Genomic DNA, 26,523 nt, shown 5'->3' with positions numbered 1-26,523 from the left:
TGAAGTTCCTCAGGAGCTAGATTGTGTTCATAGCATCGAAAATGGCTTGGGACTGAATCCGGATGACCAGATTTTGATCCTTTTCCACTTCTGCCATGTGCTCTTGAATCGTTGCGATGTCTGTCGCAGAATCATCAAAGGAGACATGGAGAATCATGGTGAAATAGCCGTCCATGATTGTCTGCGACACATTATTAATATTGATTTCAAGCTCTGCGCACTTGGTAGCGACTGCGGCAATGATTCCGGTGTGATCTGCACCGGTGACGGAAATAATGGCGAACATGACGCTATCTTAGCGGGAGGCCGAATATATGGATCTTTCGGGGGAGAGTTACCTAGCGGTTATTTCGGCAGACCTCAATAAAATTCTGTAGCACTCTGTTGGAATACGTCGTGTCAATATGAGGGAGAATTGCAACGATAGAATCGTAGTCTTCCGGGGTGAAGTACCCATAGTCGAAATAGAAATCCATACGCGTTTTCATCGCGGCGGCATCCATTTCTGCATGGAACTGGCACGCCCATGTGGAGCTGTTGATTCGAACCATCTGGATCGGGCAGGTGGGTCCCGTAGCTAACAGCGTAACGCCTTCGCCGAGTTTTTCACCGCTTTCTGTGTGTCCGGTGAGCGAGCTAAACTCTGCGGGAAGATCGCGGGTGATTCTGTCTTGTTTCCCCTCAGCAGTGAGCTGAACGATCGTAGGACCAGATGCTTCAGGATAGGAGCGCCCGACTGTTCCGCCTGTCAGGGATATGGCAAGCGCCGTACCGTAACAAATAAAAAATACCGGGAGGGGAGCGTCGATAAGCTTCTGTATCTCTGAATGGACTTGAAGCTGCCATTGGTCATAGGAATCGTTGGTAACGTTGAGCGGACTCCCGCCAACGATTACTCCGTCAAATCCTTCCAGAGACCCCACAGTTGCTTCGGCGGTATCTAACATTCGTTGCGTGAGCTGTTCGGAAGAAAGTCCAGTAGCGCGAAGGACATCGTTGTATTCAGCGTGTGCAACTGATTCACCAGACCGCGGAGAAACTAAGAGAACGGAGACCATAGAAGCAACTCTAGACTACTTGGTCTAGAGTTGCAGAATGCGGTGTCATGATCATGCGGTTTGTCTGGTGCGGAGCCCTATGGCGTAGGTTTTGGGTGGGAGCGCACAGTTTCTTCTACAAGGTCGAGAACTTGATCAAGATCCTCTGTAGCGGTGCCGGAGGCTAGTCGGGAAATGAAGCCATCCATTACTGTTTCTAGGTAGGTGTGAAGAACCTGTATGGGAACGTCGTCACGCATTCTTCCTAAATGCGCATTTCGCTCAAGACGAGTTACCACCGCTTCATCTAACACTCGCTGATGCTCTTGCCACCGAGCTCTGAAAGCTGGATCTGTGCGGAGCATTTTGGCGATCTCTAGCCGTGTGGCTAGCCAATCGTGGCGCTCTGGATGGTCAAGCATATCTCGCATGACTTCAACCAAGCCGTTTTCTGCAACAACTTCCGCCATTCGTGCAGCATCTTCTCGCGCTAAAGCCAGAAAAAGATTTTCTTTGTCGTTGAAATGGTGAAAAATCGCGCCGCGAGACTTTCCTATGGTCTCTTCCAGACGACGTACGGTCGCTCCCTCGTAGCCGTGCTCAGCGAAACACCTGCGAGCCCCTTCTAGGATCTCTTGGCGACGCAGCGTCAGTTCGGTGCTACTTACAACGGGCACGAAGGACCCCTTCCTTCTGGTCTAAAGAATCGAGGACTCCGCTCAACGAGAATGGAGTCCTCGAAGTTCATGATCCTAAACGACTAAGGCTGCACACTAGCCCTTAATCATCTGACGGAGCACGAATTGCAGGATACCGCCGTTACGATAGTAATCAGCCTCACCTGGTGTATCGATACGAACAACTGCATCGAATTCAACCTTGTCGCCGGAATCCTTTGTAGCCGTCACATGAACGGTCTTTGGAGTAACTCCGTTGTTCAGCTCTTCGATGCCTTCGATGTCAAAGACCTCAGTGCCGTCCAAACCGAGGCTTGCATGCGACTCGCCCTCAGGGAACTGAAGCGGAATCACACCCATACCGATGAGGTTAGAGCGGTGAATGCGCTCGAAAGACTCGGTGATGACAGCCTTGACACCCAGGAGGTTAGTACCCTTTGCAGCCCAGTCACGCGATGAACCAGTACCGTACTCTTTTCCGCCTAGAACGACCAGCGGAATGCCAGCAGCCTTGTAGTTTTCGCATGCATCGAAGATAAAGGCCTGAGGCGCATCATTCTGTGTAAAGTTGCGCGTATAGCCGCCTGCCACATCTACCAGCTGGTTCTGCAAGCGGATGTTGGCAAACGTGCCTCGCATCATGACCTCGTGGTTACCACGGCGAGATCCCAAAGAGTTGTAGTCATTGCGGGATACACCGTTGGCATCGAGGTACTGCGCAGCAGGAGTGCCTGGCTTGATGGACGACGCAGGAGAGATGTGGTCGGTGGTTACAGAGTCACCTAGCTTTGCCAAAACACGAGCGCCCTTGATATCCGTGACCGGGGAAGTCTCCAGAGTCATGCCATCAAAGTAAGGCGCCTTGCGGATGTAGGTAGAGGACTCGTCCCACTCGAAAGTCTTGCCTTCTGGTGTGGGGAGGTTTTGCCACTGCTCGTCACCTTTGAACACATCGGCGTAGTCAGCTTCGTAGAGCTCACGAGAGATAGCAGACTCGATGGTGGATTCGATCGCCTCGGTAGAAGGCCAGATATCCTTCAGGAAGACGTCATTTCCGTCCTGGTCTTTGCCAAGTGCTTGAGTCTCAAAGTCAAAGTCCATTGTTCCCGCGATGGCATAAGCGATAACCATGATCGGGGATGCCAAGTAATTCATCTTGACATCTGGGGAGATGCGACCTTCAAAGTTGCGGTTACCAGACAGCACAGCGGTTGCGGTCAAGTCGTGCTCATTGATCGCGGTGGAAATCTCTTCTGGAAGCGGGCCGGAGTTACCGATACACGTGGTGCAACCAAAACCAGAGAGGTAGAAGCCCAGTGCCTCAAGGTCTTTCCAGAGGTCAGCGCGGCGGTAGTATCCGTCGACAACCTGGGAGCCAGGCGCACAAATGGTCTTGACCCATGGCTTAGCTTTAAGTCCCTTTTCGGCAGCCTTACGGGCGATCAGGCCAGCGCCAATCATGACGGATGGGTTAGATGTGTTGGTGCAAGAGGTAATGGAAGCGATAGCGACCATGCCGTGATCGAGCGTGTACTCACCACCGTTTGGAGAGGTTACTACTACAGGGTTGGACTGGCGTCCGGCAGCACCTGCGGCAGCGGACTCGCCATGGCCGGCGCGGGAAGCGTTGTAGTTAACGTTGGAGTCTCCCTCTTCCTGGGCAGCACCCTCGGCGTCCATGCGCTTTGCCGGAAGCGACTTATCAGCAGGTTCCGCAGAGCAGTAATCGGGGAGATCTTTACGGAATTGCTCTTTTGCCTCGGTGAGTAGGATGCGGTCCTGCGGGCGCTTGGGGCCAGCGATCGAGGGGACAACCGTGCCAAGATCTAGCTCTAGGTACTCGGAGTACTGAGCTTCTGGCGCGTCCTGGTCAAGCCACATGCCTTGAGCCTTAGCGTATGCCTCTACGAGAGCGGTCTGCTCTTCAGGACGTCCGGTAAGGCGAAGATACTTGACGGTTTCTTCGTCGATCGGGAAGATCGCACAGGTAGAGCCGAATTCTGGCGACATGTTGCCGATGGTTGCGCGGTTAGCAAGAGGAACGGACTTAACACCGTTGCCGTAGAATTCAACGAACTTTTGGACCACGCCGTGCTCGCGGAGCATCTCGGTAATGGTAAGCACAACGTCGGTTGCAGTCACACCCACTGGGATTTCGCCCGTGAGCTTAAAGCCGACAACGCGGGGGATCAGCATTGAGACCGGCTGGCCAAGCATGGCTGCTTCAGCTTCGATACCACCGACACCCCAGCCAAGAACGCCGAGGCCGTTTTCCATCGTGGTGTGTGAATCGGTGCCGATACAGGTATCGGGATATGCCAAGCCTTCATTGTCAAAAACAACGCGTGCGAGGTTTTCGATATTTACCTGGTGAACAATACCTGTTCCTGGAGGAACCACACGGAAATTGGAGAAGGACTTGGAGCCCCAACGTAGGAACTGGTAGCGCTCTGCGTTGCGCTCGTATTCAATTTCTACGTTCTTGGCTAGTGCGTCGTGGGAGCCGAAAGCCTCAACGATAACTGAGTGGTCGATAACCATCTCGGCAGGGTTAAGGGGGTTCACATCATCAGGGTCGCCACCTAGGGTTTTAACCGCTTCTCGCATGGTTGCTAGGTCAACAACGCAGGGAACACCGGTGAAGTCCTGCATCAAAACGCGTGCGGGGGTGAACTGAATCTCGATGCTTGGTTCAGCGCTGGGATCCCAGTGAGCAATGGCGTTGATGTGATCGGCGGTGATGTTTGCGCCGTCTTCTGTACGAAGAAGATTCTCCCCGAGAACCTTCAGGGAGTAGGGCAGATTCTCCATTCCTTCAACTGCATTGAGCGCGAAGTAATCATAAGACTTGTTGCCAACCTCAAGCGTTTGCTTGGCGTTGAAGGAGTTCTTGCTTTCAGTCACGGTGAGCTCCACTTCCAAATAGTGATCAGTTTCTTCTGTTCACAGCTGCTGCGTAGTGCTTTGGGCCGGTATCAGCAGCGGATCATGTTGTCGTCGTCACCCATCCCGTGTACCTCGAAACGGTGTATGGATAAGACGTCGCCTAACGCACATTCTAACAGTACGGGCGTTCTGTTGGCTAATGTTTCGCGCTGTGCGTTGTGATTTTCACCCCCTCGTGGCGGTCATTGGGTTCATAAATTCCGGAATAAATTCACAAGCAGGGGGTGTGTGGGTCGGGATTGCGGAGTTCAATTTTCCATACAGGGACGGATCTTCATATCTCGTTACCGGATAGATGCCTTTTGCTCCCGGACTATGCCGTAAATCTTGTTATATTTGACGCCTAAGGCTCTAGCTAATAATTACGGAAATACTGGAGGGGCGATGCTGCCGCAGGGGATCGATGTCAATGCTTATGAAGCTGAACTAAAAGCAAGCGGCGTAGTTTTGCAGACCCCTAACTCTGAAGTGCACGAGAAGCTTGTCGACGCCACCCAGGGGCGAGGACTTGCCATCGCCGTGGTTGATCAGACCCCCGAGCATCCGGCCGATTTGAGGGATCTGGCACAGGAGCTTCTCAATCGACTTTCCGCGGACGGTGAAGTCTCAACGGTGGCGGTGCGTTCTCCCCATACTGGAGCCATAGTAAGTAAGGGGCATAGTAGGGCAGAACTGGAAGCGCTGCAGCATCAGTTTTTTTCTGAGCCAAATTATGTGGCGGGAGTTACTCAGCTGGCGGCACATTTGGAGCATGAAACCATTCCGCTAGCCCCCATTGGTTTTTTGGCTATGCTGGTTGCTTTTCTTGCGATCGCTGGAACATTCATCTCACAGCGTCGTCGCGGTTAGTTCCGTGGTACAAGCCCTCAAATCCCCTTTAAATCAAGGAAGAGCACTTGATTTAAAGGGGATTTGTTTATATTTTGAGGGATCTTTTCGACGTTTTCTCTTTTGTGTGGCTGGCCTGGGCGGTTCTACTTTCTGTCAGGGCTAAAAGCTTGACCGTGGAGCACTTGCGAGATGCTTGAATGCATTCAAAGGCCTGCCTTTTTTGCCCGACACGCGACAATAGGTCAATTTGTGACATAAATAACAAAATGGGCATGTGTTTGTAGAGTTTGCAGGTCAAGTGCACGACTGTGACTGAAGTGGTTTTAGAGCATGGGTTGGACTAAAAGAAAAGATGAAGACAAAGTGGGAAAAGTGCTTTATGGTTCAATTGTCGACTCGCGAGTCGATTCGAGACCCTTGACCTAGCCAAAATCACGCATGTGAGGAAGCACGCGGAGGAAGAGGTTAGTCACGATCTCAACGTCGGTTCGCGAGTTGTTTAAATAGAAAGCTGTTTCCTCCTGGTTTTGCGCTGGGGTATAGATGTGTGCGGTTTTTCCGTCGCGTTTTGGAGACTGACAGGAGAACTCGTGACCAATTTCGCTTCACGCCGCGGCTATACGGCCGGAGTTAGTGCGTTAGGGAAAGCTCGCATTATCGTTGCATCAGGTGTTATCGTCGCATGCATCGGAAGTACCACGCCTGCGTATGCTGAGCCGGTAAACCCTTCTGACTCCGAGATTGCCGACGCTAATGGGGCTGTCGGGCAAGCAGAAGGTAAAGTCTCTGGCCTTGCAGCTTCCTTGTCCACCTCTGATAGTCAGATTGCTAGCCTGGAAATGGAAATGGGCGGTCTGCGAGAGGCTGTAAATAAAGCGCTTGTGGACTATCACGACGCCCAGAGCTCTGCGCAGCAGGCGCGTGATGGTGTTTCGGCCGCGCGCTCGCGCCTTGACGACACCCAGTCTGAGATTGTTAATGCTCAAAAAGTATTAGATGAGATCTCGCGGAGTGCTTATCGTCAGGGCGCAGCCCCCAGCGGAGTTGCGGGCGTTGCTGGAAAAACTGCGTCTGAGGACGCACTAGACCGGCAAACATACCTGCGTACCAATGCGGAGAAGCAGCGGGAAGCCGTCGATAAGCTTGATCGCCTCCGCACTGAACAGGCGAACGAGGAATCTCGGTTGCGCGAGGCTCGGAACCTTGCAGAACAGCGCGAAAAGGCTGCCGAAAGTGCTAAGGCGACGGCTCAGCAGGCTATCGACGATTCCAGCGCCAAGCTTGAAGACAACCTGCGCAAGCGTGCCGAGCTCGTTGCGCACCGAGACGAGGCTCAACGCGAGCTTGATGCTGCGCGAGGCAATGTCTCTCACTTGAACAACCAGCGCAACGAGTATAAAGAGTACAAGGAAGCTGAAGCCGCCCGTAAGAAGGCGGAAGAAGAGGCTGCTGCGGCCGAAAAGGCGCGTCAAGAGGCTGAGGCTCTAGCTGTACGGGCTGCCGAGGAAGCCGCAGCCGCAAGAAGGGAAGCAGAGCAACGGGCTGCCGCTCAGGAGCGTGCGCAACAAACCCGTCGAGATGCGAATACAGCATCTGCCACCGCGGCTGAAGCTCTTATCCAAGCCGCTATGCCGGACCATGCTTCGCTCAATAATTCTCAGACCGGCAACGGACTCAACACGGTGCAGTCTCCGCAAGCAGTGGATGCCGTTAACGGGGATTCCGTACTGCGGGACCTGGACGTTGTACAGCCAGAGACCTTAGACACGCTCACCAAAAAAGCGACGGCAGCGGCTGGAAATGCTAGCCGTTCTGCAAAAATTGAGACCGTTATCTCCCGCGCCCAAACTTATATTGGAACTCAGTATGCCTGGGGTGGAGGCAATGCAAGCGGCCCAACATTGGGTATTCGCGATGGCGGAGTAGCCGACTCCTATGGCGACTACAATAAAGTCGGTTTCGACTGCTCAGGCCTCACGCTTTATGCTTTCGCGGGTGTAGGTATCGCACTTCCTCACTATTCTGGTTACCAGTATCAGAAGGGGACAAAGATCAGTCCTTCTGAGATGGAACGAGGCGACTTGATCTTCTACGGTCCTAACGCAGAAAACCACGTTGCGATTTACCTGGGTGATGGAACAATGCTGGAAGCCCCACAGTCGGGTTCTACGGTGCGGATCTCGCCTGTGCGTTGGTCTGGAATGAGCCCATACGCAGTGCGCCTGATCTAATAGGTTGTAGTAGTTTTCAACGCCCCAGAGGTGGAATTGAGAAATCGATCTTCACTTCTGGGGCGGGTTTATGTCCCAGCATGCAGCAGTTCCTTTTACTTAATTTCTCCTGTGATCTAGAACAATGTTAGGCTTTTGCGCATGGCCGACTTTGATAGTGTGTACCGATCAAAAACTCTTCATTCATTACCTGCATGGAATTTAGTGGATGTTGATGCTGTACTGGTCTTATCTTTTGGGGGACCAGAAGGGCCTGAACAGGTTCTACCTTTTTTGGAAAATGTCACACGCGGCCGCGGTATACCACGTGAGAGGTTGGAAGAAGTTGCTGTTCATTACCATCACTTTGATGGAGTAAGCCCGCTCAACCAACTTAACCGTGAGATCGTTGCCAATATTGAGGCCGAGCTGCAAAGCCAGAATCTCTCTATACCGGTCTACTTTGGTAATAGAAATTGGCATCCTTACGCCAACGACGTTGCTGAAGAGATGTCGCGGGTAGGACACCGCAAAGTTATAGTGTTTGCAACTTCTGCGTGGGGTGGTTATTCAGGGTGCCGCCAGTATGGAGAAGACCTGATCAAATTGAATCAGCATCTCGACGCCGTGGGGCTTCCACAGCTGGAGTTTGTAAAAGTTCGGCAGTTTTTTGACCATCCCAGTTTTATTACTGAAGAAGCCGAGGTTGTACAGCAGGCATTCGAGCACTTTGGGGTGAGCGCTGAAGAAGGAGAAAAGCAGGGGATAAGGCTTGTTTTTACAGCTCATTCAATTCCGCTGATAGCTGATGAGACCTCGGGCATCGATACTGATGGAAATCTTTATTCACGTCAGATCGCAGAAGCATCGAGGCTTGTCGCAGATCGCCTCGGGGTCCAAAAATATGACGTGGTGTGGCAGTCGGCTTCAGGAAACGGAAAAATCCCTTGGCTCGATCCAGACATCGTAGATCACATTATCGACCTTCATTCTCAAGGCGTGAACAAAGTAGTTGTCTCCGCCATCGGCTTCATCTCAGATCATATGGAAGTGGTCTGGGACTTGGATAATGAGCTCCAGGTCGAGGCGGAGAAACGTGGTATCGAAGTGGTCAGGGCAAAAACCGTCGGGCACACTAGTACGTTTGCGTCGATGGTTGTCCAGCTTTTTCATGAGACTCTCAATCCAATGTCCGCTCAACACCTTGGGAGGGTTCCGTCGAGAGGCTGTTCCTTTAACGGAGCAGCCTGCGAACCGCAGTGTTGTCAGCCCGCTAAACGCCCCCATTCATGAACCGCATAGTTGACAGCCGTCATTCGAGCTTCCCGTATGTGTTTGCCAGGCTTAGGAGCTGCTGGTCAAAGGGATGATCGCCTAAAACATCTGTGACGGTCTCCATAATCGCTGTCACTCTATCTGCGCGCGCGATGAGTTTTGCTGCCCTAGGAGCGATAGCATCGGGAAGTCCAGGCGTTTCATAAAAATCGTTGAGCATGCCGACCGTAAGCCGCGGGTCAGCTAACTCGGAGTTGCGCATACCGCTGGACTGAATCAGCTCAGCAGCGGTTCTGGTTGCCTCGGTCAGCAGTCGATCGGCATCCCCCGGAGTTAGATAAGAAGAGGAAGGAAGGGGATCGGAAACCGCAAAGGTTTCCCACGTAGTAAAACCGTTGATCTCTTTCCAGCGTGGAACCAAAATGTGAGTGTGAGTCGACAATCCTCCTGTAATCACGATCGCACCTCCAGCTTGCTGCGCGCATGCCGTTGCTTCATGGTGCGCAGGTAGACCCACGGGTGTACCAGGCCCGTCAAGGACGATTCTGAGTAAGGGTTCTCCAGAGAAAGTGTCCACTAATGGTTTTGTGATTTTCTCAGCGTTTGAGCTAATTCAAAGAATCCAATGTCTCCATCCCCTAGGCGGTGTGGCCCTTCAAGGTTATTAAGCGCCTGTTCGGTGTGGTCATAGGACTCATGACCATAGAGCCATGCGGCGATCCATAACGCCGTATTTTGTAGCGGTGAATAGACATGTGTGCGGATGTTCATAACTGAAGTGAGTTTAGCGAATACTCTAGGTCTATGAGCTTTACTGACCCTTATTCCGGGAATATTCTTAACGGGCATTCTCGCCAGCAGCGACCATCTTTCCCCCAGATTCCGGCAGAGCCGGGTCTCGTCGTAGAAGTGTTGGCTGACGGTTTCGTAGGCGCCGTAGTCAATTTTGAGCGCACATATGATGGCGACTTTATCCGGCTTGAAGACCGACACGGGCGAGAACGAATCTTTAAAATGCGCGAAGGCACGTTCATGATAGATGGACAAAGAGTTTCCTTAACTCGTTACGTGCCTAAAACGGCCGAGCAGCGGTCTAATTCGGGCTCGCGGAGAGTGAAAAACGTGGAAGCCAAAGTAGCTGCGCCTTCAAGGATCTGGGTAGAAGGCATTCATGATGCAGCAATTGTAGAGAAAATTTGGGGACACGATCTCCGCGTTGAAGGGGTGGTGGTTGAGTATCTGGAAGGCCTAGACAACCTGCCTGAGCGGTTGGAAGAATTTCAACCGCAGCACGGACGCCGAGTTGGCGTTTTAGCAGATCACTTGGTCACAGGCTCTAAAGAAATGCGATTGACCTCTTCTGTTGGCCCGCATGTGCTGGTTACAGGGCATCCGTTTATAGACATTTGGGCTGCGGTGAAACCTGAGCGACTTGGACTCCGTGCTTGGCCAGAAGTTCCCTACGGTGAAGACTGGAAAACAGGAATTTGCCGCCGCGTGGGGTGGAGTGATCCTAAAGAGGGCTGGAATCGCGTTTATAACGCAGTGAGTTCTTTCCGCGACGTTGATTCTTCACTCATTGGTGCGGTTGAAAGGCTGGTTGACTTTGTGACCACTCCAGAGCTGAGTAAAGAGGATCTTGCTTAATCCTTAAAGTTTTCAACCGATTGAGCACTGTTTTTCAGTATGATGGTGGTGTGGCAGCTTTGATTTGGTTAATCGCAGGTATCTCACTCATCGGTTTGGAATTGCTTGCTGGTGAGTTGACCTTTCTTATGCTCGGTCTTGGGGCTTTAGCTGCGGCTGGAGTCAGTTTTGCAGACGTGCCCCTTTGGGTGGAAGCGACAACCTTTGCCGCCACATCTATCGCTTTTCTTTTTGTCCTTAAACCAGCTCTTAAAAAGAGGCTTTATAAGCCTGCTGCGTTGGATACGTCCGCTCGCGCTCTCATCGGATCTGCGACTGAGGTTATTGAGCCTATAACGGGAAATGGCGGGCAGGTTCGATTCGACGGATCCATATGGTCTGCGCGGAGCCTTGACCCGGGACATCATTTTGAACCGGGGCAATCGGTCACAGTAATAGAAATTGACGGTGCAACAGCAGTCGTCTGGAAGGACGCTTAGGTGTCTCTTATTTTTTTGGCGGTGGTGGTGGTCTTTGTTGCCCTGCTCATCGCAAAATCAATCGTCATTATTCCCCCCAAGGTGAGGCAGTCGTCATCGAGCGTCTTGGGCGTTATACAAAGACGGTTTCTGGCGGAGTAAGCCTCCTTGTTCCCTTCATCGATCGCGTTCGGGCAAAGGTGGATACAAGGGAACGCGTTGTGTCTTTCCCGCCTCAGGCAGTGATTACGCAAGATAACCTGACGGTTGCTATCGATACGGTGGTGACCTTCCAAATTAACGACGCTGCTCGCGCCATCTACGGGGTAGATAATTACATCGTCGGCGTTGAACAGATATCGGTAGCCACGCTTCGCGACGTAGTAGGTGGCATGACCCTAGAAGAGACCTTGACATCGCGTGAAGTTATTAACCGGAGGCTGCGCGGCGAGCTGGACGCTGCTACCACCAAATGGGGTCTGCGCATCAGCCGAGTTGAGCTCAAGGCCATTGATCCGCCACCATCGATCCAGCAGTCGATGGAAATGCAGATGAAAGCTGACCGGGAAAACGCGCCATGATTTTGACTGCAGAGGGTCGTCGGGAATCAGATATCCGTACTGCAGAGGGTGAGAAACAGGCTAAAATTCTTGCTGCAGAAGGCGAAAAGCATGCGGCCATTTTGGCAGCTGAAGCTGAGCGTGAGGCTACCATTTTGCGGGCGGAAGGCGACAGAGCAGCGAGGTATTTGGAAGCTCAAGGTGAAGCTCGGGCAATCCAGAAAGTTAACGCAGCAATTAAGTCGGCTCAGGTAACCCCCGAGGTCTTGGCTTAGCAGTACCTGGAAAGCTGCCTAAGCTTGCTGAGGGCAAAGCATCGACTATGTGGATGATCCCGAGCCAGTTTGGCGATTCTCTTGAACAATTCGCTAAAGCACTGGCTAAGAAAGACGATGATGGAGTTTTCCGGTACGAGAGCAGCGAGGTAGATCAACGCAGTCTCGACGTGGCGGAGGAAGATCACCATGAGGATTGGTTTAAAGCCTCATCGAATCCGGAAATCGAGGCAGCAGTAGCTGCAGCGAAGGCAGTGGCGAATAAGCCCGTGGACGAGCCCACGAGTGTTATGAGTTCTTCTGCAAAAGAAAAAGCAAGTGGCCAACCTGCAATTGAGCAGAAAATTCCTAGTCAGTCTGATGATTTGCTGTTAGATAATCCAGAAACTTTAGCGTAGCCACAAAGAAAATAAGCCGTTGCCTCCTCTTACTGAAGGCAGCGGCTTTTCGCATTAGTCCGAGATGCCCCTAAGTATCTTCTCGGTTTGCTCGCTTAAGAATCTGTATGGCCAGTCGGTATCCAGAGAGTTCTGCTTGCCAGCCAGCTGCTTGTAGTCGCTGGCTCATTGCTTGTTTTGATATCCCTAATTCTGCTGCGGCTTCGTTTTGATTGAAACCCGAACGCATGAGGCTTGTTGCTTCTCGTCCCTCGGGCGTCCGACGTGAGAGAACATAGTTGATCAAGGAAAAAGCTGATTGGATGGAATCTGCCCAATTTTTATCATGTTTGACTTTTGCTTTGATCGTGCCACCGCGTGCGCGATTGCCTAATGCCGTGGCTGCTAAGCCGAGAGCATCGTCTCGTGTGGCAGTGGGGGAATCGAGCACGCCTATCCCTATCGCCCAGTCGCCTCCAGCGATGAGCGCCATGACTGTGTCACAGGCGGCTTCGGCTGTTGTGATAACAGACGCCATGTCTTCTGCTCCAACAACCGTAAACTCATCCACTCCTTTTAGCGTGCTTAACGCTCGTGCGGACTGTTGAACGAACTGAGCGCGTCGGCGCTCTCGTCCACGGTATCGCGCATGGATAGCGAACAAGATACTTCCTTATAAACTATAAAAATAAATGAAGGTTAAGGGGAAGATGACCTTCCCCTACAAAACTATATGGATATGAGCATAGCCTATCTACCGGCGCGTTTTAACCGGCATGCGGGCGTCGATAAGCAATCCTAGAATGCCTAAGAATGCAAGCGAAGCTGAGAAGAGAAGAATTTTCGCATCTGCGCCGCGCAAGATGGAGTCTCCCAGAATAACAACCACGATGGTGCCGGGAGCAGAACCGACGAGCGTAGCTAGAGCGAAACCAAGAGGCGGAACTGCTGTCAGGGCAGCGACATAGTTCATGATGGAAAAGGGGACTCCGGCGATCATGCGCAATGACGCGACAGCCAGCCATCCCCGGTGGCGTAGGCGCTGGTTGATTCCAGAGACCGCTGGGTGAGTCAGTCTGGGTGCCATCCATTCGCCTAAGAGTTTGCGGATGATGAGCAAAGAGATGACTGCGGAGGCTGTTGTACACGTGAGTGCAACGATAATCCCTTTGATGGGACCGAAAAGAATTCCTGCGGACAAGGTGAGAAGAGTGCGTGGTATCGGAAACTGGGTGATCCCGATGTATAGAAAAGCGAACAAAATCACAAAGGCGCTACCGGCATCATCTGCCCACGACCTGAGCGTTTCTACGCTGGGGACATCTACGAGGATTGTAATGAGAATAAAAGCTATCCCTAGTGCGAAAACGCTAATATTCTTAGCTGCACTCCATGACTTAATAGTGTTTAATCCATCACGAAAAATGCCCCAAGCAAAGTTAAAAAAACTGTTCACGAGGCTTTACCTTAATGCCCGATTCCACCCATTCGGGAAAAAGGCCACAGAAAAGAATTGATGCGGACTACACTTAGAGCTTGTTGTGAGGCATTAGGTGCTTTAGGTGATCTGGTGCCCAGCGCCACGACATATCAACTCAAGACACAAACGGAGCTTGGAGCTTGCCCCTTTTCCAGGAGCAAACCTCAAGCCCACAAATGTGAGGGGAGTGGGTCCCACTCGTGACTGACACACGATTCGCCCAAACCGAAGAATTTGAAGCCCAGCAGCAGGCTTGGTACAAGGCTGTTGCCAAGGTTTTTGCCCGAGTACGTAAACAAGACGTCGCCGATATACCGCTTGATATCTGGCGCAAGCTGATTCGTACAACCTATGACGGAATCAACGTTAACCCGCTGTATAACCGTGTTGATGAACTCGCTGAAGTCACTCTTCCTGGAGTCTTCCCGTTCACTCGCGGTGCACGCGGCGCAGGAGCTGAAGAAGGCGTTGGTTGGGGAGTGACCGAGTCTTTCGGTCCTTCCGCTTCGAATGAACAGCTTTTATCTGCGTTAGATAACGGTACGACTGACATCGTTATCTACGGCACTGAGGGCGTCGAAAAGCTGCTGAAGGGAGTACTTTTCCAGTACGCTCCAGTGCGGCTTAACTCGGGTGAGGCCACTGCCAGCGTGGCAGAGGAACTTTATAAGCTTGTCGACGCCCAGGATGCTGACCCCAAGCTGATCGAGCTGGGAGCTTCTCCGCTTTCTTCTTGGATCGATGGATCTGCCTCTGTTGACCTGCCCACTGCAGTGTCTTTGGCCGTTGGTGCAGCAGAACGCAAGAATACTCGTGCCATCCTGATTGATGCTGTTTCTTTCTCTAATCAGAGTGCTACGGATGCACAAGAAATCGGTTTGGCCCTTGCCGCTGGAGCTCAGTATCTCAGGGAACTCACCGCAGCAGGCCTGAGTGTCGCTGACGCACTCGATCAGCTGTCCTTCCGCTATGCGGTCACCGATGACCAGTTTGCCCAGATCTCTAAGCTACGCGCCGCACGTACCCTGTGGGCACGAGTTGCGGAAATCGTCGGTGCAGCAGATCACGGTAGCGCCCCGCTGCACGCTTTGACTGCTCCAGTCATGTTCTCTCAGCGTGATCCATGGGTCAACATGCTGCGTTCGACGGTTGCTGCTTTTGCCGGTGGCGTTGGCGGTGCTCATGATGTTGAGGTGCTGTGCTTTGACTGGGCAATTCCAGGTGGCCTTCCTAAGATTTCTCGCCCATTTGCGCATCGTATCGCGCGTAACACCAACCTACTTCTTCTGGAAGAGTCCCACCTAGGCCATGTTATCGATCCGGCTGGCGGTAGCTACTACGTGGAGAAACTCACCTCGGAAATCGCCGAGAAAGCGTGGAAGGTTTTCACTGAGATTGAAGCTCAAGGTGGTTTCACCGCAGCCTTCGAATCCGGTGCGCTTACGTCCATGTTGGATGAGGCCCACGAGGCAATCCGAAACGACATCGCTCATCGCACTAAGAAGATCACTGCGATTAACGAGTTCCCCAACCTTGCAGAGGCTCCGCTTCCCGCAGAGCTGCGCGTGGAACCAACCCACGTTCGTCGCTGGGGCGCGCAGTTTGAGGCATTGCGCAACCGCTCAGATGCGTTCATGGAAGTTCATGGGAAACGCCCAGCAGCGGCGCTTATTCCACTAGGCCCACTAGCCAAGCACAACATCCGTACAGGGTTTATCACCAACCTATTGGGTACCGGCGGTATTGAGGCCCTCAACCCCGGTCAGGTCACGCCGGGAACCCCCGAGTTCGAGCAGGCAGCACATTCGGCTTCTATTGCCGTGATCTGTGGAACAGACGCGGAATACGATGCCTCTGGTGCAGAAGCTTTTGCTGCATTGCGCGAAGCAGGCGTTGAGACCATTTTGCTGGCTGGCTCACCAGGGCATGATTTCGAGCCGGATGATTACTTGAACCTCAAGATCGACGCAGGCGCTACGTTGACTAACCTGCTCGACAAGTTGGGAGCATAAGCACAATGAACACCATCCCAAATTTCGCTGAGTACTCTGCAGCCGCTGAGACAAAAGCTGCGGACAACGCTGATTCTTTGCGCGAACAAGTATGGACCACCCCAGAGGGCATTGACGTCCCGCGTGTATTTAACCGCGACGATCGTGATGATTCAGTCCCGGCTGAACAGCTGGATTCTTTCCCCGGCATGGTTCCTTTTATGCGTGGCCCCTATCCCACCATGTACACCAACCAGCCATGGACAATCCGCCAGTACGCGGGCTTTTCCACGGCCGCCGAGTCCAATGCCTTTTATCGCCGTAACCTTGCCGCTGGCCAGAAAGGCCTGTCGGTCGCTTTTGACCTAGCTACTCACCGTGGCTACGACTCAGATAATGAGCGCGTTGTCGGCGACGTCGGTATGGCAGGCGTGGCCATTGACTCGATTCTGGATATGCGAGAACTATTCGCCGGTATTGATCTCGGCAGGGTTTCGGTGTCCATGACCATGAACGGCGCAGTTCTTCCAGTCCTGGCTTTTTATATCGTGACTGCAGAGGAACAAGGAGTTGCTCCTGAGCAACTGGCCGGAACTATTCAGAACGATATTCTGAAAGAGTTCATGGTTCGTAACACCTACATTTATCCGCCGAAGCCGTCCATGCGCATCATCTCAAATATTTTCGAGTACACCTCGATGAAGATGCCGCGGTTTAACTCGATTTCGATTTCTGGCTACCACATTCAAGAGGCTGGAGCTACGGCAGATCTTGAGCTTGCCTACACGCTTGCAGACGGAATCGAATATATTCGTGCCGGTAAAGACGTCGGACTGGACGTGGACAAGTTTGCCCCCCGTCTCTCCTTCTTCTGGGGTATCTCCATGAACACGTTTATGGAGATCGCAAAGCTGCGCGCGGGACGCCTTTTGTGGAGCGAACTGGTTGCCAAGTTCGACCCGAAGAACCCTAAGTCGCAGTCTCTGCGTACCCACTCGCAGACCTCAGGTTGGTCCCTGACTGCGCAGGATGTGTACAACAATGTGGCTCGTACGGCGGTTGAAGCCATGGGTGCCACACAAGGACACACTCAGTCGCTGCACACCAACGCTCTCGACGAGGCCCTTGCGCTACCGACCGACTTCTCTGCACGTATCGCGCGTAATACCCAGCTTCTTTTGCAGCAGGAATCTGGAACCACAGCTCCAGTCGACCCATGGGCTGGTTCCTATTACATCGAATGGCTGACAGAACAACTCGCTGAGCGAGCACGTGCTCACATCGAGGAAGTCGAGGCCGCAGGTGGCATGGCCCAGGCAACCATCGAGGGAATTCCGAAGCTTCGCATTGAGGAATCTGCTGCTCGTACCCAGGCACGAATTGATTCCGGGCGTCAAGCGCTCATCGGCGTGAACAAGTACGTTGTTGAGGAAGACGAGCAGATTGAAGTCCTCAAGGTTGACAACACGAAGGTGCGCGCTGAGCAGATCGAGAAGTTAGCTAAGTTGCGTGCAGAGCGTGACGAGGCTGAAGTGAAACGCACCCTTGACGCTTTGACAGAAGCTGCCCGCATGGAGACCAAGAAGCCAGGCGATCTGGATCATAACCTCCTTAAGCTCGCGGTCGACTGTGCTCGCGCAAAATGCTCAATCGGTGAAATCTCGGACGCACTCGAAGATGTTTTCGGCCGTCACGAGGCAGAAATCCGTACGCTATCTGGCGTATACAAGGAAGAAGTCGGAAAGGAAGGTGCTGTGGGGAACGTCGATAAGGCTATCGCTATGGCAGACGCCTTTGAAGCGGAAGAAGGCCGCCGCCCGCGTATCTTCATAGCCAAGATGGGTCAGGATGGACACGACCGTGGTCAGAAAGTCGTTGCTTCCGCTTATGCCGACCTTGGCATGGACGTTGACGTCGGACCGCTCTTCCAGACTCCTGCAGAGGCGGCACGGGCTGCAGTAGACGCCGATGTCCATGTCGTTGGCGTGTCGTCTCTAGCTGCAGGTCACCTCACCTTGGTACCTGCGTTGAAGGAAGAATTGGCAAAGCTCGGTCGTGAGGACATCATGATTGTTGTCGGTGGTGTGATCCCACCGGGTGACTTCCAAGAGCTTTACGACGACGGTGCTGTGGCAATTTACCCACCAGGTACCGTCATCGCAGAAGCAGCGATCGACATGCTGACTAAGCTGTCAGCAAATCTTGGCATCGAGCTTCAGGTCGATGAAGCTTAGTTAAACCATGCCAACCTCGTCACCGGTCGCTCTTGTGCGCGGCCGGTGACGTCGTTTTCGACGGGAAGGATGAGCCATGACTATGGACAATGAATACCTCGAGCATCACTTAGGTTCCCTCATGACCACTTCGGGAACAGACCTAGGGGAAGCAACATCGGTTCCTCCAGAGATTGTTAAACGCGCCCGCCGTCGTATAGACGTGGATGAGCTCTTTGAAGGCGTTCGTCGGTGTGACCGCACCCTTATGTCACGCGCAATTACGCTGCTGGAGTCGACAGCCGCAGCACACCGCGTACTGGCGCAGGAACTACTGGTTAGGTTGCTGCCCTTTAGCGGAAAAGCACTGCGAGTGGGAATCACTGGTGTTCCGGGAGTCGGCAAATCGACTTTCATTGAGGCTCTCGGGATGAAGTTGATCACTGAGGGCCATAAAGTCGCGGTGTTAGCTATTGATCCTTCCTCGACCAAAACCCGAGGCTCTATCCTTGGCGATAAGACTCGAATGGCCAAGTTAGCGCGGGAAGAGAACGCGTTTATCCGCCCATCACCGTCAGCAGGAACGCTAGGTGGCGTGGCCAAAGCTACCCGGGAATCCATGGTGGTCTTTGAAGCCGCTGGTTATGACGTCATCCTCGTGGAGACCGTGGGCGTGGGGCAGTCAGAGGTAGCGGTTTCTCAGATGGTGGATTGCTTTACCTTTTTGGCACTTGCTGGCGCTGGGGATCAGCTCCAGGGAATTAAAAAAGGTGTCCTGGAAATGGCTGATCTCGTCGCAATCAATAAAGCCGATGGCCCCAACCTGAAAAACGCCAAGCGTGCTGCTAGGGAACTGGGTGCTGCGATGCGGATGGTTCGCCAAGAAAGCGACTTGTGGCACCCTCCAACCATGACGATGTCTGCGGTGGAACATGAAGGGGTGGAAGAGTTCTGGGATCATGTCCAGGAGCACCACAAAGTAATGCTGGACTCAGGCACTTTCGAGCACACCCGCAGAGAGCAACAAGTCCAATGGATGTGGTCGATGGTGCACGAGACGCTGTTGCAGCGATTGAACGCAGATCCTGAGGTTAGTTCTGTCCGCAAACTCGTGGAGACGCAATTACGACAAGCTCAGATAACACCAACCCTTGGTGCAGAAAAGATTCTTCGGGCTTTCGATCGCAGAGACGAGCATTGATACAGCTGCCTACCAGGGATGTGGCCTATAGTCTTTGAGGAAGCAGCCATAAAGATCGACCCCATTTTCGCCTTGGACTATGGGGTCGTAGACCCTGGCAGCACCGTCGACTAGATCAAGCGGTGCTCGGAAGCCTTCGTCAGCGAGACGTGTCTTTGTTGTGTGCGGGCGCTCGTCGGTAATCCATCCCGTATCTACGGCGGTGACCAGGACACCATGCTCGAACATTTCGGTGGCCGTGGTTCGCGTCAACATATTGAGCGCCGCTTTAGCCATGTTTGTGTGAGGATGGCCTGGTCCTTTGTATCCTCGGCCAAAAACTCCCTCCATGGCAGAGACATTGACCACGTATTTTCGACGCGCAGACGATGCCTCTAAAGCTGGGCGGAGCCTGTTAAAGAGGATGAAAGGCGCGGTGGCATTGCATAGCTGAACTTCCAGCATTTCTACAGGATCTATATCTCCGACTTTCGCTACCCAAGAGTTATGGTTGACCAAGTCGGGGATAAGACCGCCTGCGTCCACGCCGTGGGAGTCATTCCCTGCACGCATCGCCAGTGCCGCTATGCGCTGAGCATCGTTAGTGTCCAGGACTCCGGGGCTGTCCATGAGGCTTTGGTGGTTTTTCTTGTGCTCCAAAGACTCCGGATGAAGATTCGTTGCGACACCCAGTTCAAGAAGCTACATCATTCTGCAGCCCGCTAAGCGGCTGTGCTTCCGCGGACACCAACCCTGAATATGCTCCAGGCGATCTCCGAACGGTTTGGGCAGCATTATTGATAAGGATGTCTAGCGGGGATTCTCCTACCATGGCGGCAAGCTCCTCGACGCGTGCCGGGGGTTGCGCAAATCAATCCCTACGATGCGCAAGCGCTCAAGCCACTCGGAGGAGTCTGGTATTGCGGTAAACCTACGGACAGCGTCCTTAGGAAAGCGGGTAGTGATGGTCAGATGGGCGCCGTCGCGAAGCAATTTAAGCGCTATATACATGCCGATCTTTGCGCGTCCACCAGTCAAGAGTGCTCGCCTGCCTGTCAGGTCCACGCGCTGTTCACGGCGCTGCCGATTATCACTGGCGCAGTCCGGGCAGAGTTGATGATGGAAGGAATCGACCAAGGTATATGGTTGCTTGCAAATATAACAGTTATGCGATTTGTTGAGTCTTCCGGCAAACCCATGGGGTGTGGCTACCGCGCCGACTTCAAGCGGGATGGGCTTTTGGCCTTGCGGGGCAATGAGAAGGTCCGCTGTTTCATCGTCAATCCGGCGAGGGTTGGCCGTTGCAGTCGCGGCAAGCACTTGAGCGTCGGCAAGCCTTCTTTGCTGCTTTGCGACGCTCCTGCGGTTCTTTTTTACCGTCTTAAAAAGCTTGCTCACAGCGTGATGCAACGTGACAGCCTGAGGATGATCTTGGGGCAAGTCGCCGGCTTCTTTTAAGACTCGTAGCGCAATATCCAACTCGTCTGGATTGATGTCGGTCATTTGCTCTACTTTATCGTCGCTAGGAAGATCGGCCTATAATCACGCCTCCTGAAACCATAAAAGGCCAGGAAATGCCGTTTTTGGTCAGTACAGATAACGGATCGCACTGTGGGGAGAATAATACGTCGCGCTGGGTATAGGACATCAGGTACTCGTCAAAGGGCGGGAGCTGGATTTGGAGTTGCAGAGCGGCAGTGATCTCGCTGTCTGAGACATTGTTTTGCCAGCTCCCCATAAATACGTCGGGGGAGACTTCTAATAGAGCGCCGGAGTCGACCGCTTTTCTAGCTTCACGACGCACAACGGTCTTAGGCAACGTAGACCACCATGCGCAATCGGCTATGTGATCTGGGCCGCGGGTGGAAAAATAGTTGGTTACTAACGTTTCAATGCTTGCATCCCGATTCACGTCACAACCGGCAGTATCGGCGCGGATAAAAGTATCATGGTTACCTGTCTTAGCACCTTGGATGAGGTCGCCGGTACGGCCTAAACGGCGCATGACGTTGGACAACAGGGCAGAATCAATCCCGAGGTGGTCTCGTAGTTGCTGGCGGCTATGTGGAGTGACGCAAAGCTGTATGGTGCGTTCGAGGATCTCTGAATATTCTTGTTCTGTTATCCCAAAGCGCTGAGCGGAAGACTCAATAGTTCCCAAACCGCGCTTGCCTATAGCGGCTACAATCCACGCGTTATCTTTGTGGAGGAAATGAAGTGTGCCGCGTTGTGACCATGTACGGATAACCTCATAATTTTTCAGGCAATCGTCCAAATGGCTTTGTATGGTGCCGGTATACAGCTCGTGCACTCCAGTACGCACCGCCAGGCCCTGCAAACCACCGGCATAATTTTGTCCTTGAGTAGCCATCATCTGAAAAGCTGCATCCGATAGTGCCTTGGGCTGGGGATGCGCGTCGCTTGGGCTGAGATAATGGGCAATCATTCGCCGTGCGCGGATTTCCTCATCGTGCATAACTAGAAAGCTTACCTACTAGAATTCAGGACCGATATTGTGCCCAGCTATGCGGATGAGCCTAGGCAAAGCCTTTTCCCACGCCATTTGTCAATGAGCCATTGGTCGTGGCTAACTATCACTAAAGTTCCGGCCCATTCAGAGATTGCATCTTCAAAGGCTTCGATCGTGTCGAGATCGAGGTAGTTAGTCGGCTCGTCGATGAGGAGTATAGCCGGCTGCTCAGCAACGGCAACAGCTATCTGAGCGCGCCGTTGATTGCCCGCAGACAGTGCTGGCACCGGGGTATTCCACATGGAGGGATGAATAATTCCTGTGCCCATCTGGCCGATACCTTCATTCCATACGGTTTCTGTGAAGCCGGGATCGCCTTGCTGGGGGAGACGTTGCGGGATCAGCACTAGCCGATCATCTCGTGTAATCGTTCCGCTTGCATCACTATGAGCCGTAGTTGGTGGAGTTCCAGCAGCAATCCAATTCACCAACGTGGATTTTCCTGCTCCATTGGGTCCTGTGATCAGCAGATGTTCCCCGTGCATGAGATCAAAGGTTACTTCTTGCAGACGGTGAGGCAGTGTCGCATTCCGTGCAGATACAGCCACTCCCGTCTGTGCTGGTGCGTCGGCAAAGTCTAGGCGCAAGTCATAAGTGCGTAGTTTGCGAACCTCCCGGTTACTTAAATCATCGAGGCGTCGGTCATCATTACGTATCCGGCGCACTGCGGTGGAAGCCGCACGATCCGAGTAGAACTTGCGGGCCATGCCTGTCGCAGTTTTCATATGAGAACCGCCCTGAGCGATGTTTTGGCTGGTGGCTCGGTGCGCTTGAATTGAGCGTTTTTCTACCTGCTGGCTACTGTGTAGCTGCTTATGTGCTTCACGTGCCTGGGTTTTAGCAACAAGATAATCAGAGTAATTGCCCTGACATCTGTATGCACCAGGAATTGCGTCTAGCCCTGAGGCCGTCGCCAGTGCTTGCCAGGAAGCTATATCTAAGTCGTAGATGACCGTGGCTACTTTATTGATAAAGGCACGGTCATGGCTCGCTAAGATCACTGGGCCGGACCAGTCCATAAGCATCCGCACTAAAAAGTTACTGCCATCCTTATCAAGGTGATTTGTTGGCTCATCGAGCACCAAAACGTCTGGTCGCGACACCAACAACGCAGTTAGCTCAAGACGCACGCGCTGGCCTGGCGACAATGAGCTAAGGTGCCGTGATCGTCCAGCACTGGCTAGCTGTGGAAGCCCCAAGCCAGCAAGAGTTTCATCGATACGTGCATCGATTGACCACACATCTGGAGAGCTCATCTGGGTGAGCAAAGAGTCATATTCGCTTGCTAGCGTTGGGGTCATTGGGGGAGCTGGCTAGACCAGTGGTCACCTCGTCAAACCGCGATGAAAGAGCATAAAGGCCAGATAGCGCATGGTTGAAGAAGTCTTCGACGGTGGTGTGTTGCGTAGCGACCTTGAAGTTAAACGCATGTGACCGGCTGGCATCATGTGCCGGGTGCATAATGATGTTCCCGTTATCTGGAGTGATGTCTCCAGTGATGAGTCTGAGGAGGGTCGTTTTCCCGCAGCCGTTAGGCCCTACGAGGCAGGCGCGCTCGCCAGCGCCGATATGCAAAGAAATATGGTTAAGAAGTGGACGTGAGTTATACGCAAAAGTGACGTCGGTGAGTTCGACAGAAGTCATAGTTGATCTCCAAGAGCAGGGCAACGGTGTAAACGTCTCAGCTCAGCTGAGTAGAGATCAAATCAACATCGGAACGATAACCTCACACATTCGTTTTTATTCGACTTAAAGTGGATGAACCTAGCTTAGCCGCAATATACCTACATACCTACGGCGCTGCCATGCGGGATCTTGCTCGGGGAGATGAGCAACAGGGAAAATAGTAAAGAAAAACGGAGGTAACAATCTCTTTCGATTTTGTTACCTCCGTTAATACACATTAACTATTTGTGCCCGAGGGGGGACTTGAACCCCCACGTCCGTTAGTAGGACACTAGCACCTCAAGCTAGCGCGTCTGCCATTCCGCCACCCGGGCCGGGTAGTGCTTCCAGCCGCTTGGCTGTTGACTCGCTTAACTATATGAGCGACTCAATAGATAGGCAAATCGGCAGGTCACAATGGGTAAAAACATTTAAATGCATATACGTTGGCTTCTTCTACGTCACCGATCCGGTTATGCGGCGCGTCATCTTGAGCACCGTCGTTGCCATTGCTCTGCACGGTTATTGTGAATGATTGCACGGAAGGAAAATATTGTGCGTAAACAAAGCCATCTATGCCGAACCCAAGCTATCCGCGATCTAGATCACAACACAATGGGGTCAAAAATCCGTACAGTCGAACCCATAAAACCATTGCACCGGCAATATATACAGCAACATGAACAAACGGTGCTGTCGCTTACGTGAGGGTCTGTGAGCGATGCGATCAGCTTTCTATCTGCGAAAGGTTGAGTCTATGAAAAAGCTTGCTAATGATCCGCGAAAGGTTGTTCAAGAAGCCATCGATGGATTTGCTGCCGCCCACAAAGACATAGTTTCGGCACACAGTGATCCTCTATACATCACGCGTGCTCAGCTAAAACAAGAAGGAAAAGTAGCTCTTATATCTGGTGGCGGTTCTGGCCACGAGCCCCTGCATTCCGGTTTTGTCGGAGAAGGAATGCTCGATGCCGCGATACCGGGACCAGTTTTTACTTCTCCAACGCCAGATCCCATCGTGGAGGCCACAAAGGCAGTCAATCGAGGGGCAGGTGTGGTGTACATCGTCAAGAACTACACAGGCGACGTTTTGAACTTTGATACGGCCGCAGAACTAGCAGAGCTTGAAGGCATAGAGGTGGTCCAAGTAATCGTGGACGACGACGTAGCTGTTGAGGATTCTCTCTACACAGCGGGTCGTCGTGGGGTAGCCGGAACCATGTTGGTGGAAAAGCTTGCTGGAGCAACAGCTGAACGCGGGGATTCATTGGAAGAAGTCGCCGCTGTGGCTAAAAAAGCAGTAGAAAATGTTGCTTCAATGGGGGTTGCACTGTCGGCCTGCACGGTCCCTCACGTAGGAAAACCGTCGTTTGATCTTGAAGAAAACGAGATTGAGATCGGAATCGGCATTCATGGGGAGCCCGGTCGACGAAAAGTTCCGATGAGCGATGCCGACTCAATCACCGACCAACTTATAGACCCCATTGTCCACGATCTTCAGCTCCTCCGCGGAGAACGCGTTATCGCCTTGGTCAATGGCATGGGAGGGACTCCTTCGTCGGAGCTTTATGTTGTCTACAGGCGGGTTCAAGAACGTCTGGATGAAGCTGGAATCGTTGTAGAACGCGCGCTCGTGGGCAACTATGTGACGAGTCTTGATATGCAAGGCGCATCGGTCACCTTGATGAGGGTTGATGAGGAAGCATTAAAGCTTTTCGACGCCCCCGTTAATACCGTTGCTTATCGTAAAGGAATATAACCATGGATTTCCTCACTGTTGATTGGGCCAGCGATTGGATTAACCGATGCGCCATCGCAGCAAAGGAACACCGCGACGAGTTGATAGAGCTTGATCGCGCTATCGGTGATGCGGACCATGGGGAAAATGTCGATCGTGGTTTTAGTGCTGTCCTGGAGAAGCTAGACGGTCAGGAGGTGACAACGCCTTCTGAGGTTCTCAAAATCACCGCAGCGACACTCATTTCTACCGTCGGGGGAGCTTCAGGGCCGCTGCTTGGAACCGCTTTTCTGAGAGCGTCGAAAGCGATTAAAGGAAAAGAGAAACTAGATGCTGAAGCCATAGCTGGCCTTATCGACGGTGCTTTGGAAGGCGTCACAGCTCGCGGCAAGGCCACCACAGGGGAGAAGACCATGGTCGATGCATGGAGTCCCGCCGCCAGCGCCGCAAGAGACGCAGTGAATAACGGCGCTACAGCTGCTGAGGTGCTTGTTCGTGCAGCTGAATCTGCCGAGCAAGGAGCCGAATCGACTATCCCCATGATCGCTACCAAAGGTCGGGCCTCCTACCTAGGCGAACGCTCTGCAGGGCACAAAGATCCCGGCGCGACGTCTTCCGCATTATTCCTCAGAGCCGCAGCGGATGCTGCAAAGGAGTCAGCAGCTTCATGAGCAAACAAAAAGTGGGGCTTGTCCTTGTCTCCCATTCGTCCTCGTTAGCGGCGGGACTTTGCGAACTTGCCCAGCAAATGGCTACTGACGTGGCTATTGTTCCGGCAGGCGGGCGCGACAATGGCGGAATAGGTACTTCCTATGACCTAGTGGAAAGCTCAGTCGATGGACTTTTAGATAAGGGGCTTGAGGTTCTTATCCTCACTGACTTGGGTTCGGCAACGATGACGGTAGAGACCCTATTAGACTTTTACGATGATCAGCCCGTGGCTTTTGCCAACGTCCCCTTTGTAGAAGGCACAGTTGCCGCTGCGACTGCAGCACAACAGGGTGATTCTTTGTATGCGGTCATCAAGGCTGCCGCCTCTGCGGTTTCCTTGTTTGCACCGGAGCCTGTTACGTCTGTTGAAGAGCCAATACCATCTGGAGAATACGGGCGTCGGGTTACTGTGGTTGATGCAGCAGGCTTGCATGCACGCCCCGCTTCTATCATTTCTGAGATCGCATCGGAGGCCGAGGGAAGCATACACGTGAACGGGGCAGACGCTGCGTCCTCTTTGCTGCTTATGTCCCTTGGTATCCGTCAAGGTGAAACTGTCACGGTTTCAGGTTCTCCTACGGATCGCGCGTTTATCGATGCTATTGCAGAAGCCATAGAACGAGGACTGGACTAAAAAATTCAGGCTTGTCGACGCCACCGGGGTACGCAGGGGCTATCTCAACTATAAAAGAGACAGTTTTCATAGCCGTGGGACATATGTT

General features: G+C 52.8%; 20 protein-coding genes, 1 tRNA gene and 3 pseudogenes. 12 read left to right on the top strand and 12 right to left on the bottom strand.

Annotated features, from left to right (window positions below; all coding sequences use genetic code 11):
• Positions 1-16: 16 nt before the first annotated feature.
• The 4 genes from CBE74_RS18770 to acnA all read right to left on the bottom strand — a co-directional run bounded on the left by CBE74_RS18770 (position 17) and on the right by acnA (position 4,618).
• Positions 17-286 (bottom strand): ACT domain-containing protein, encoded by a 270-nt coding sequence (locus CBE74_RS18770; RefSeq protein ID WP_087454001.1) that lies wholly within the window; start codon positions 284-286, stop codon positions 17-19.
• A 52-nt stretch (positions 287-338) separates the two neighbouring features.
• On the bottom strand, positions 339-1,058 hold the full coding sequence (locus tag CBE74_RS18765) for a glutamine amidotransferase (protein WP_087454000.1): 720 nt from the start codon (positions 1,056-1,058) through the stop codon (positions 339-341).
• 77 nt (positions 1,059-1,135) lie between these two features.
• Complete coding sequence (locus CBE74_RS18760; RefSeq protein ID WP_087453999.1) at positions 1,136-1,714, bottom strand: TetR/AcrR family transcriptional regulator; 579 nt, start codon at positions 1,712-1,714, stop codon at positions 1,136-1,138.
• A gap of 96 nt (positions 1,715-1,810) precedes the next feature.
• Positions 1,811-4,618 carry an aconitate hydratase AcnA gene (acnA, locus tag CBE74_RS18755; RefSeq protein ID WP_171483210.1) on the bottom strand — a complete coding sequence of 936 codons (2,808 nt, stop codon included), beginning with the start codon at positions 4,616-4,618 and terminating at the stop codon, positions 1,811-1,813.
• A gap of 378 nt (positions 4,619-4,996) precedes the next feature.
• Between acnA and CBE74_RS18750 the strand changes: the two genes are divergently transcribed.
• From CBE74_RS18750 to CBE74_RS18740, 3 genes are all read left to right on the top strand, one after another.
• Positions 4,997-5,509: an Rv1476 family membrane protein gene (locus CBE74_RS18750; RefSeq protein ID WP_225870088.1), complete on the top strand. Its 513-nt coding sequence runs from the start codon at positions 4,997-4,999 to the stop codon at positions 5,507-5,509.
• A 572-nt stretch (positions 5,510-6,081) separates the two neighbouring features.
• The gene (locus CBE74_RS18745; protein WP_166741002.1) at positions 6,082-7,722 is read left to right on the top strand and encodes a DIP1281 family NlpC/P60 protein; all 1,641 of its coding nucleotides are present in this window, start codon (positions 6,082-6,084) and stop codon (positions 7,720-7,722) included.
• Between the two features lie 141 nt (positions 7,723-7,863).
• Positions 7,864-8,994, top strand: coding sequence for a ferrochelatase (locus CBE74_RS18740; RefSeq protein ID WP_134315908.1), 1,131 nt, complete (start codon positions 7,864-7,866; stop codon positions 8,992-8,994).
• Here the strand turns inward: CBE74_RS18740 and CBE74_RS18735 are convergent.
• Positions 8,967-9,747, bottom strand: a pseudogene (locus CBE74_RS18735) (hypothetical protein). The gene CBE74_RS18740 and the pseudogene CBE74_RS18735 overlap by 28 nt on opposite strands.
• Before the next feature lie 33 nt (positions 9,748-9,780).
• Here CBE74_RS18735 and CBE74_RS18725 point away from each other — a divergent pair.
• The 3 genes and pseudogenes from CBE74_RS18725 (at position 9,781) to CBE74_RS18715 (ending at position 12,314) form a co-directional block, all read left to right on the top strand.
• A complete protein-coding gene (locus CBE74_RS18725; protein WP_087453995.1) occupies positions 9,781-10,623 on the top strand; it encodes a DUF3097 domain-containing protein in 843 nt (280 codons plus the stop codon).
• Positions 10,624-10,673: 50 nt separating this feature from the next.
• A complete protein-coding gene (locus CBE74_RS18720) occupies positions 10,674-11,102 on the top strand; it encodes an NfeD family protein (RefSeq protein WP_087454887.1) in 429 nt (142 codons plus the stop codon).
• Positions 11,103-12,314: pseudogene (locus CBE74_RS18715) on the top strand (SPFH domain-containing protein). It begins immediately after the preceding gene.
• Between the two features lie 70 nt (positions 12,315-12,384).
• Here the strand turns inward: CBE74_RS18715 and CBE74_RS18710 are convergent.
• Positions 12,385-12,957: a MarR family transcriptional regulator gene (locus tag CBE74_RS18710; protein ID WP_087453994.1), complete on the bottom strand. Its 573-nt coding sequence runs from the start codon at positions 12,955-12,957 to the stop codon at positions 12,385-12,387.
• 90 nt (positions 12,958-13,047) lie between these two features.
• On the bottom strand, positions 13,048-13,749 hold the full coding sequence (locus CBE74_RS18705; RefSeq protein WP_087453993.1) for a TVP38/TMEM64 family protein: 702 nt from the start codon (positions 13,747-13,749) through the stop codon (positions 13,048-13,050).
• Between the two features lie 224 nt (positions 13,750-13,973).
• Between CBE74_RS18705 and CBE74_RS18700 the strand changes: the two genes are divergently transcribed.
• The 3 genes from CBE74_RS18700 (at position 13,974) to meaB (ending at position 19,178) form a co-directional block, all read left to right on the top strand.
• Entirely contained in the window at positions 13,974-15,785 is a 1,812-nt protein-coding gene (locus tag CBE74_RS18700; RefSeq protein WP_087453992.1) for a methylmalonyl-CoA mutase family protein, read from the top strand.
• Positions 15,786-15,790: 5 nt separating this feature from the next.
• Complete coding sequence (gene scpA / locus CBE74_RS18695) at positions 15,791-17,998, top strand: methylmalonyl-CoA mutase (protein WP_087453991.1); 2,208 nt, start codon at positions 15,791-15,793, stop codon at positions 17,996-17,998.
• A gap of 76 nt (positions 17,999-18,074) precedes the next feature.
• Positions 18,075-19,178 (top strand): methylmalonyl Co-A mutase-associated GTPase MeaB, encoded by a 1,104-nt coding sequence (gene meaB, locus CBE74_RS18690; protein WP_087453990.1) that lies wholly within the window; start codon positions 18,075-18,077, stop codon positions 19,176-19,178.
• Positions 19,179-19,187: 9 nt separating this feature from the next.
• Here the strand turns inward: meaB and CBE74_RS18685 are convergent.
• The 5 genes and pseudogenes from CBE74_RS18685 to CBE74_RS18665 form a co-directional block, all read right to left on the bottom strand.
• Positions 19,188-20,660, bottom strand: a pseudogene (locus CBE74_RS18685) (SDR family NAD(P)-dependent oxidoreductase).
• A 19-nt stretch (positions 20,661-20,679) separates the two neighbouring features.
• A complete protein-coding gene (locus CBE74_RS18680) occupies positions 20,680-21,633 on the bottom strand; it encodes a DNA glycosylase AlkZ-like family protein (RefSeq protein WP_087453989.1) in 954 nt (317 codons plus the stop codon).
• Positions 21,634-21,680: 47 nt separating this feature from the next.
• Positions 21,681-22,943 (bottom strand): ATP-binding cassette domain-containing protein, encoded by a 1,263-nt coding sequence (locus CBE74_RS18675; protein WP_225871136.1) that lies wholly within the window; start codon positions 22,941-22,943, stop codon positions 21,681-21,683.
• A gap of 16 nt (positions 22,944-22,959) precedes the next feature.
• Positions 22,960-23,331: an ATP-binding cassette domain-containing protein gene (locus tag CBE74_RS18670; RefSeq protein ID WP_225870092.1), complete on the bottom strand. Its 372-nt coding sequence runs from the start codon at positions 23,329-23,331 to the stop codon at positions 22,960-22,962.
• A gap of 270 nt (positions 23,332-23,601) precedes the next feature.
• Positions 23,602-23,687 (bottom strand) — tRNA-Leu (locus CBE74_RS18665).
• A gap of 422 nt (positions 23,688-24,109) precedes the next feature.
• Between CBE74_RS18665 and dhaK the strand changes: the two genes are divergently transcribed.
• The 3 genes from dhaK to dhaM are packed head-to-tail and all read left to right on the top strand — an operon-like array spanning position 24,110 to position 26,435.
• Positions 24,110-25,111 (top strand): dihydroxyacetone kinase subunit DhaK, encoded by a 1,002-nt coding sequence (dhaK, locus tag CBE74_RS18660; RefSeq protein ID WP_087453988.1) that lies wholly within the window; start codon positions 24,110-24,112, stop codon positions 25,109-25,111.
• 2 nt (positions 25,112-25,113) lie between these two features.
• Positions 25,114-25,761 (top strand): dihydroxyacetone kinase subunit DhaL, encoded by a 648-nt coding sequence (dhaL, locus tag CBE74_RS18655; protein ID WP_087453987.1) that lies wholly within the window; start codon positions 25,114-25,116, stop codon positions 25,759-25,761.
• A complete protein-coding gene (dhaM, locus tag CBE74_RS18650) occupies positions 25,758-26,435 on the top strand; it encodes a dihydroxyacetone kinase phosphoryl donor subunit DhaM (RefSeq protein ID WP_087453986.1) in 678 nt (225 codons plus the stop codon). The genes dhaL and dhaM overlap by 4 nt, the downstream gene beginning before the upstream one ends.
• Positions 26,436-26,523: the final 88 nt, after the last annotated feature.

The organism is Corynebacterium silvaticum (genome assembly GCF_002162115.2).
GTDB classification, from domain to species: domain Bacteria; phylum Actinomycetota; class Actinomycetes; order Mycobacteriales; family Mycobacteriaceae; genus Corynebacterium; species Corynebacterium silvaticum.
This window is presented reverse-complemented; position numbering and strand designations above follow the sequence as displayed.

Bases quoted from the DNA above. Each gene is read 5' to 3' on its own strand.
- dhaL (WP_087453987.1), top strand. From the start codon at position 25,114: ATGGATTTCCTCACTGTTGATTGGGCCAGCGATTGGATTAACCGATGC.
- CBE74_RS18765 (WP_087454000.1), bottom strand. From the start codon at position 1,058: ATGGTCTCCGTTCTCTTAGTTTCTCCGCGGTCTGGTGAATCAGTTGCA.
- meaB (WP_087453990.1), top strand. From the start codon at position 18,075: ATGACTATGGACAATGAATACCTCGAGCATCACTTAGGTTCCCTCATG.
- dhaK (WP_087453988.1), top strand. From the start codon at position 24,110: ATGAAAAAGCTTGCTAATGATCCGCGAAAGGTTGTTCAAGAAGCCATC.
- CBE74_RS18770 (WP_087454001.1), bottom strand. From the start codon at position 286: ATGTTCGCCATTATTTCCGTCACCGGTGCAGATCACACCGGAATCATT.
- CBE74_RS18725 (WP_087453995.1), top strand. From the start codon at position 9,781: ATGAGCTTTACTGACCCTTATTCCGGGAATATTCTTAACGGGCATTCT.
- CBE74_RS18680 (WP_087453989.1), bottom strand. From the start codon at position 21,633: ATGCACGATGAGGAAATCCGCGCACGGCGAATGATTGCCCATTATCTC.
- CBE74_RS18740 (WP_134315908.1), top strand. From the start codon at position 7,864: ATGGCCGACTTTGATAGTGTGTACCGATCAAAAACTCTTCATTCATTA.
- CBE74_RS18675 (WP_225871136.1), bottom strand. From the start codon at position 22,943: ATGAGCTCTCCAGATGTGTGGTCAATCGATGCACGTATCGATGAAACT.
- scpA (WP_087453991.1), top strand. From the start codon at position 15,791: ATGAACACCATCCCAAATTTCGCTGAGTACTCTGCAGCCGCTGAGACA.
- dhaM (WP_087453986.1), top strand. From the start codon at position 25,758: ATGAGCAAACAAAAAGTGGGGCTTGTCCTTGTCTCCCATTCGTCCTCG.
- CBE74_RS18670 (WP_225870092.1), bottom strand. From the start codon at position 23,331: ATGACTTCTGTCGAACTCACCGACGTCACTTTTGCGTATAACTCACGT.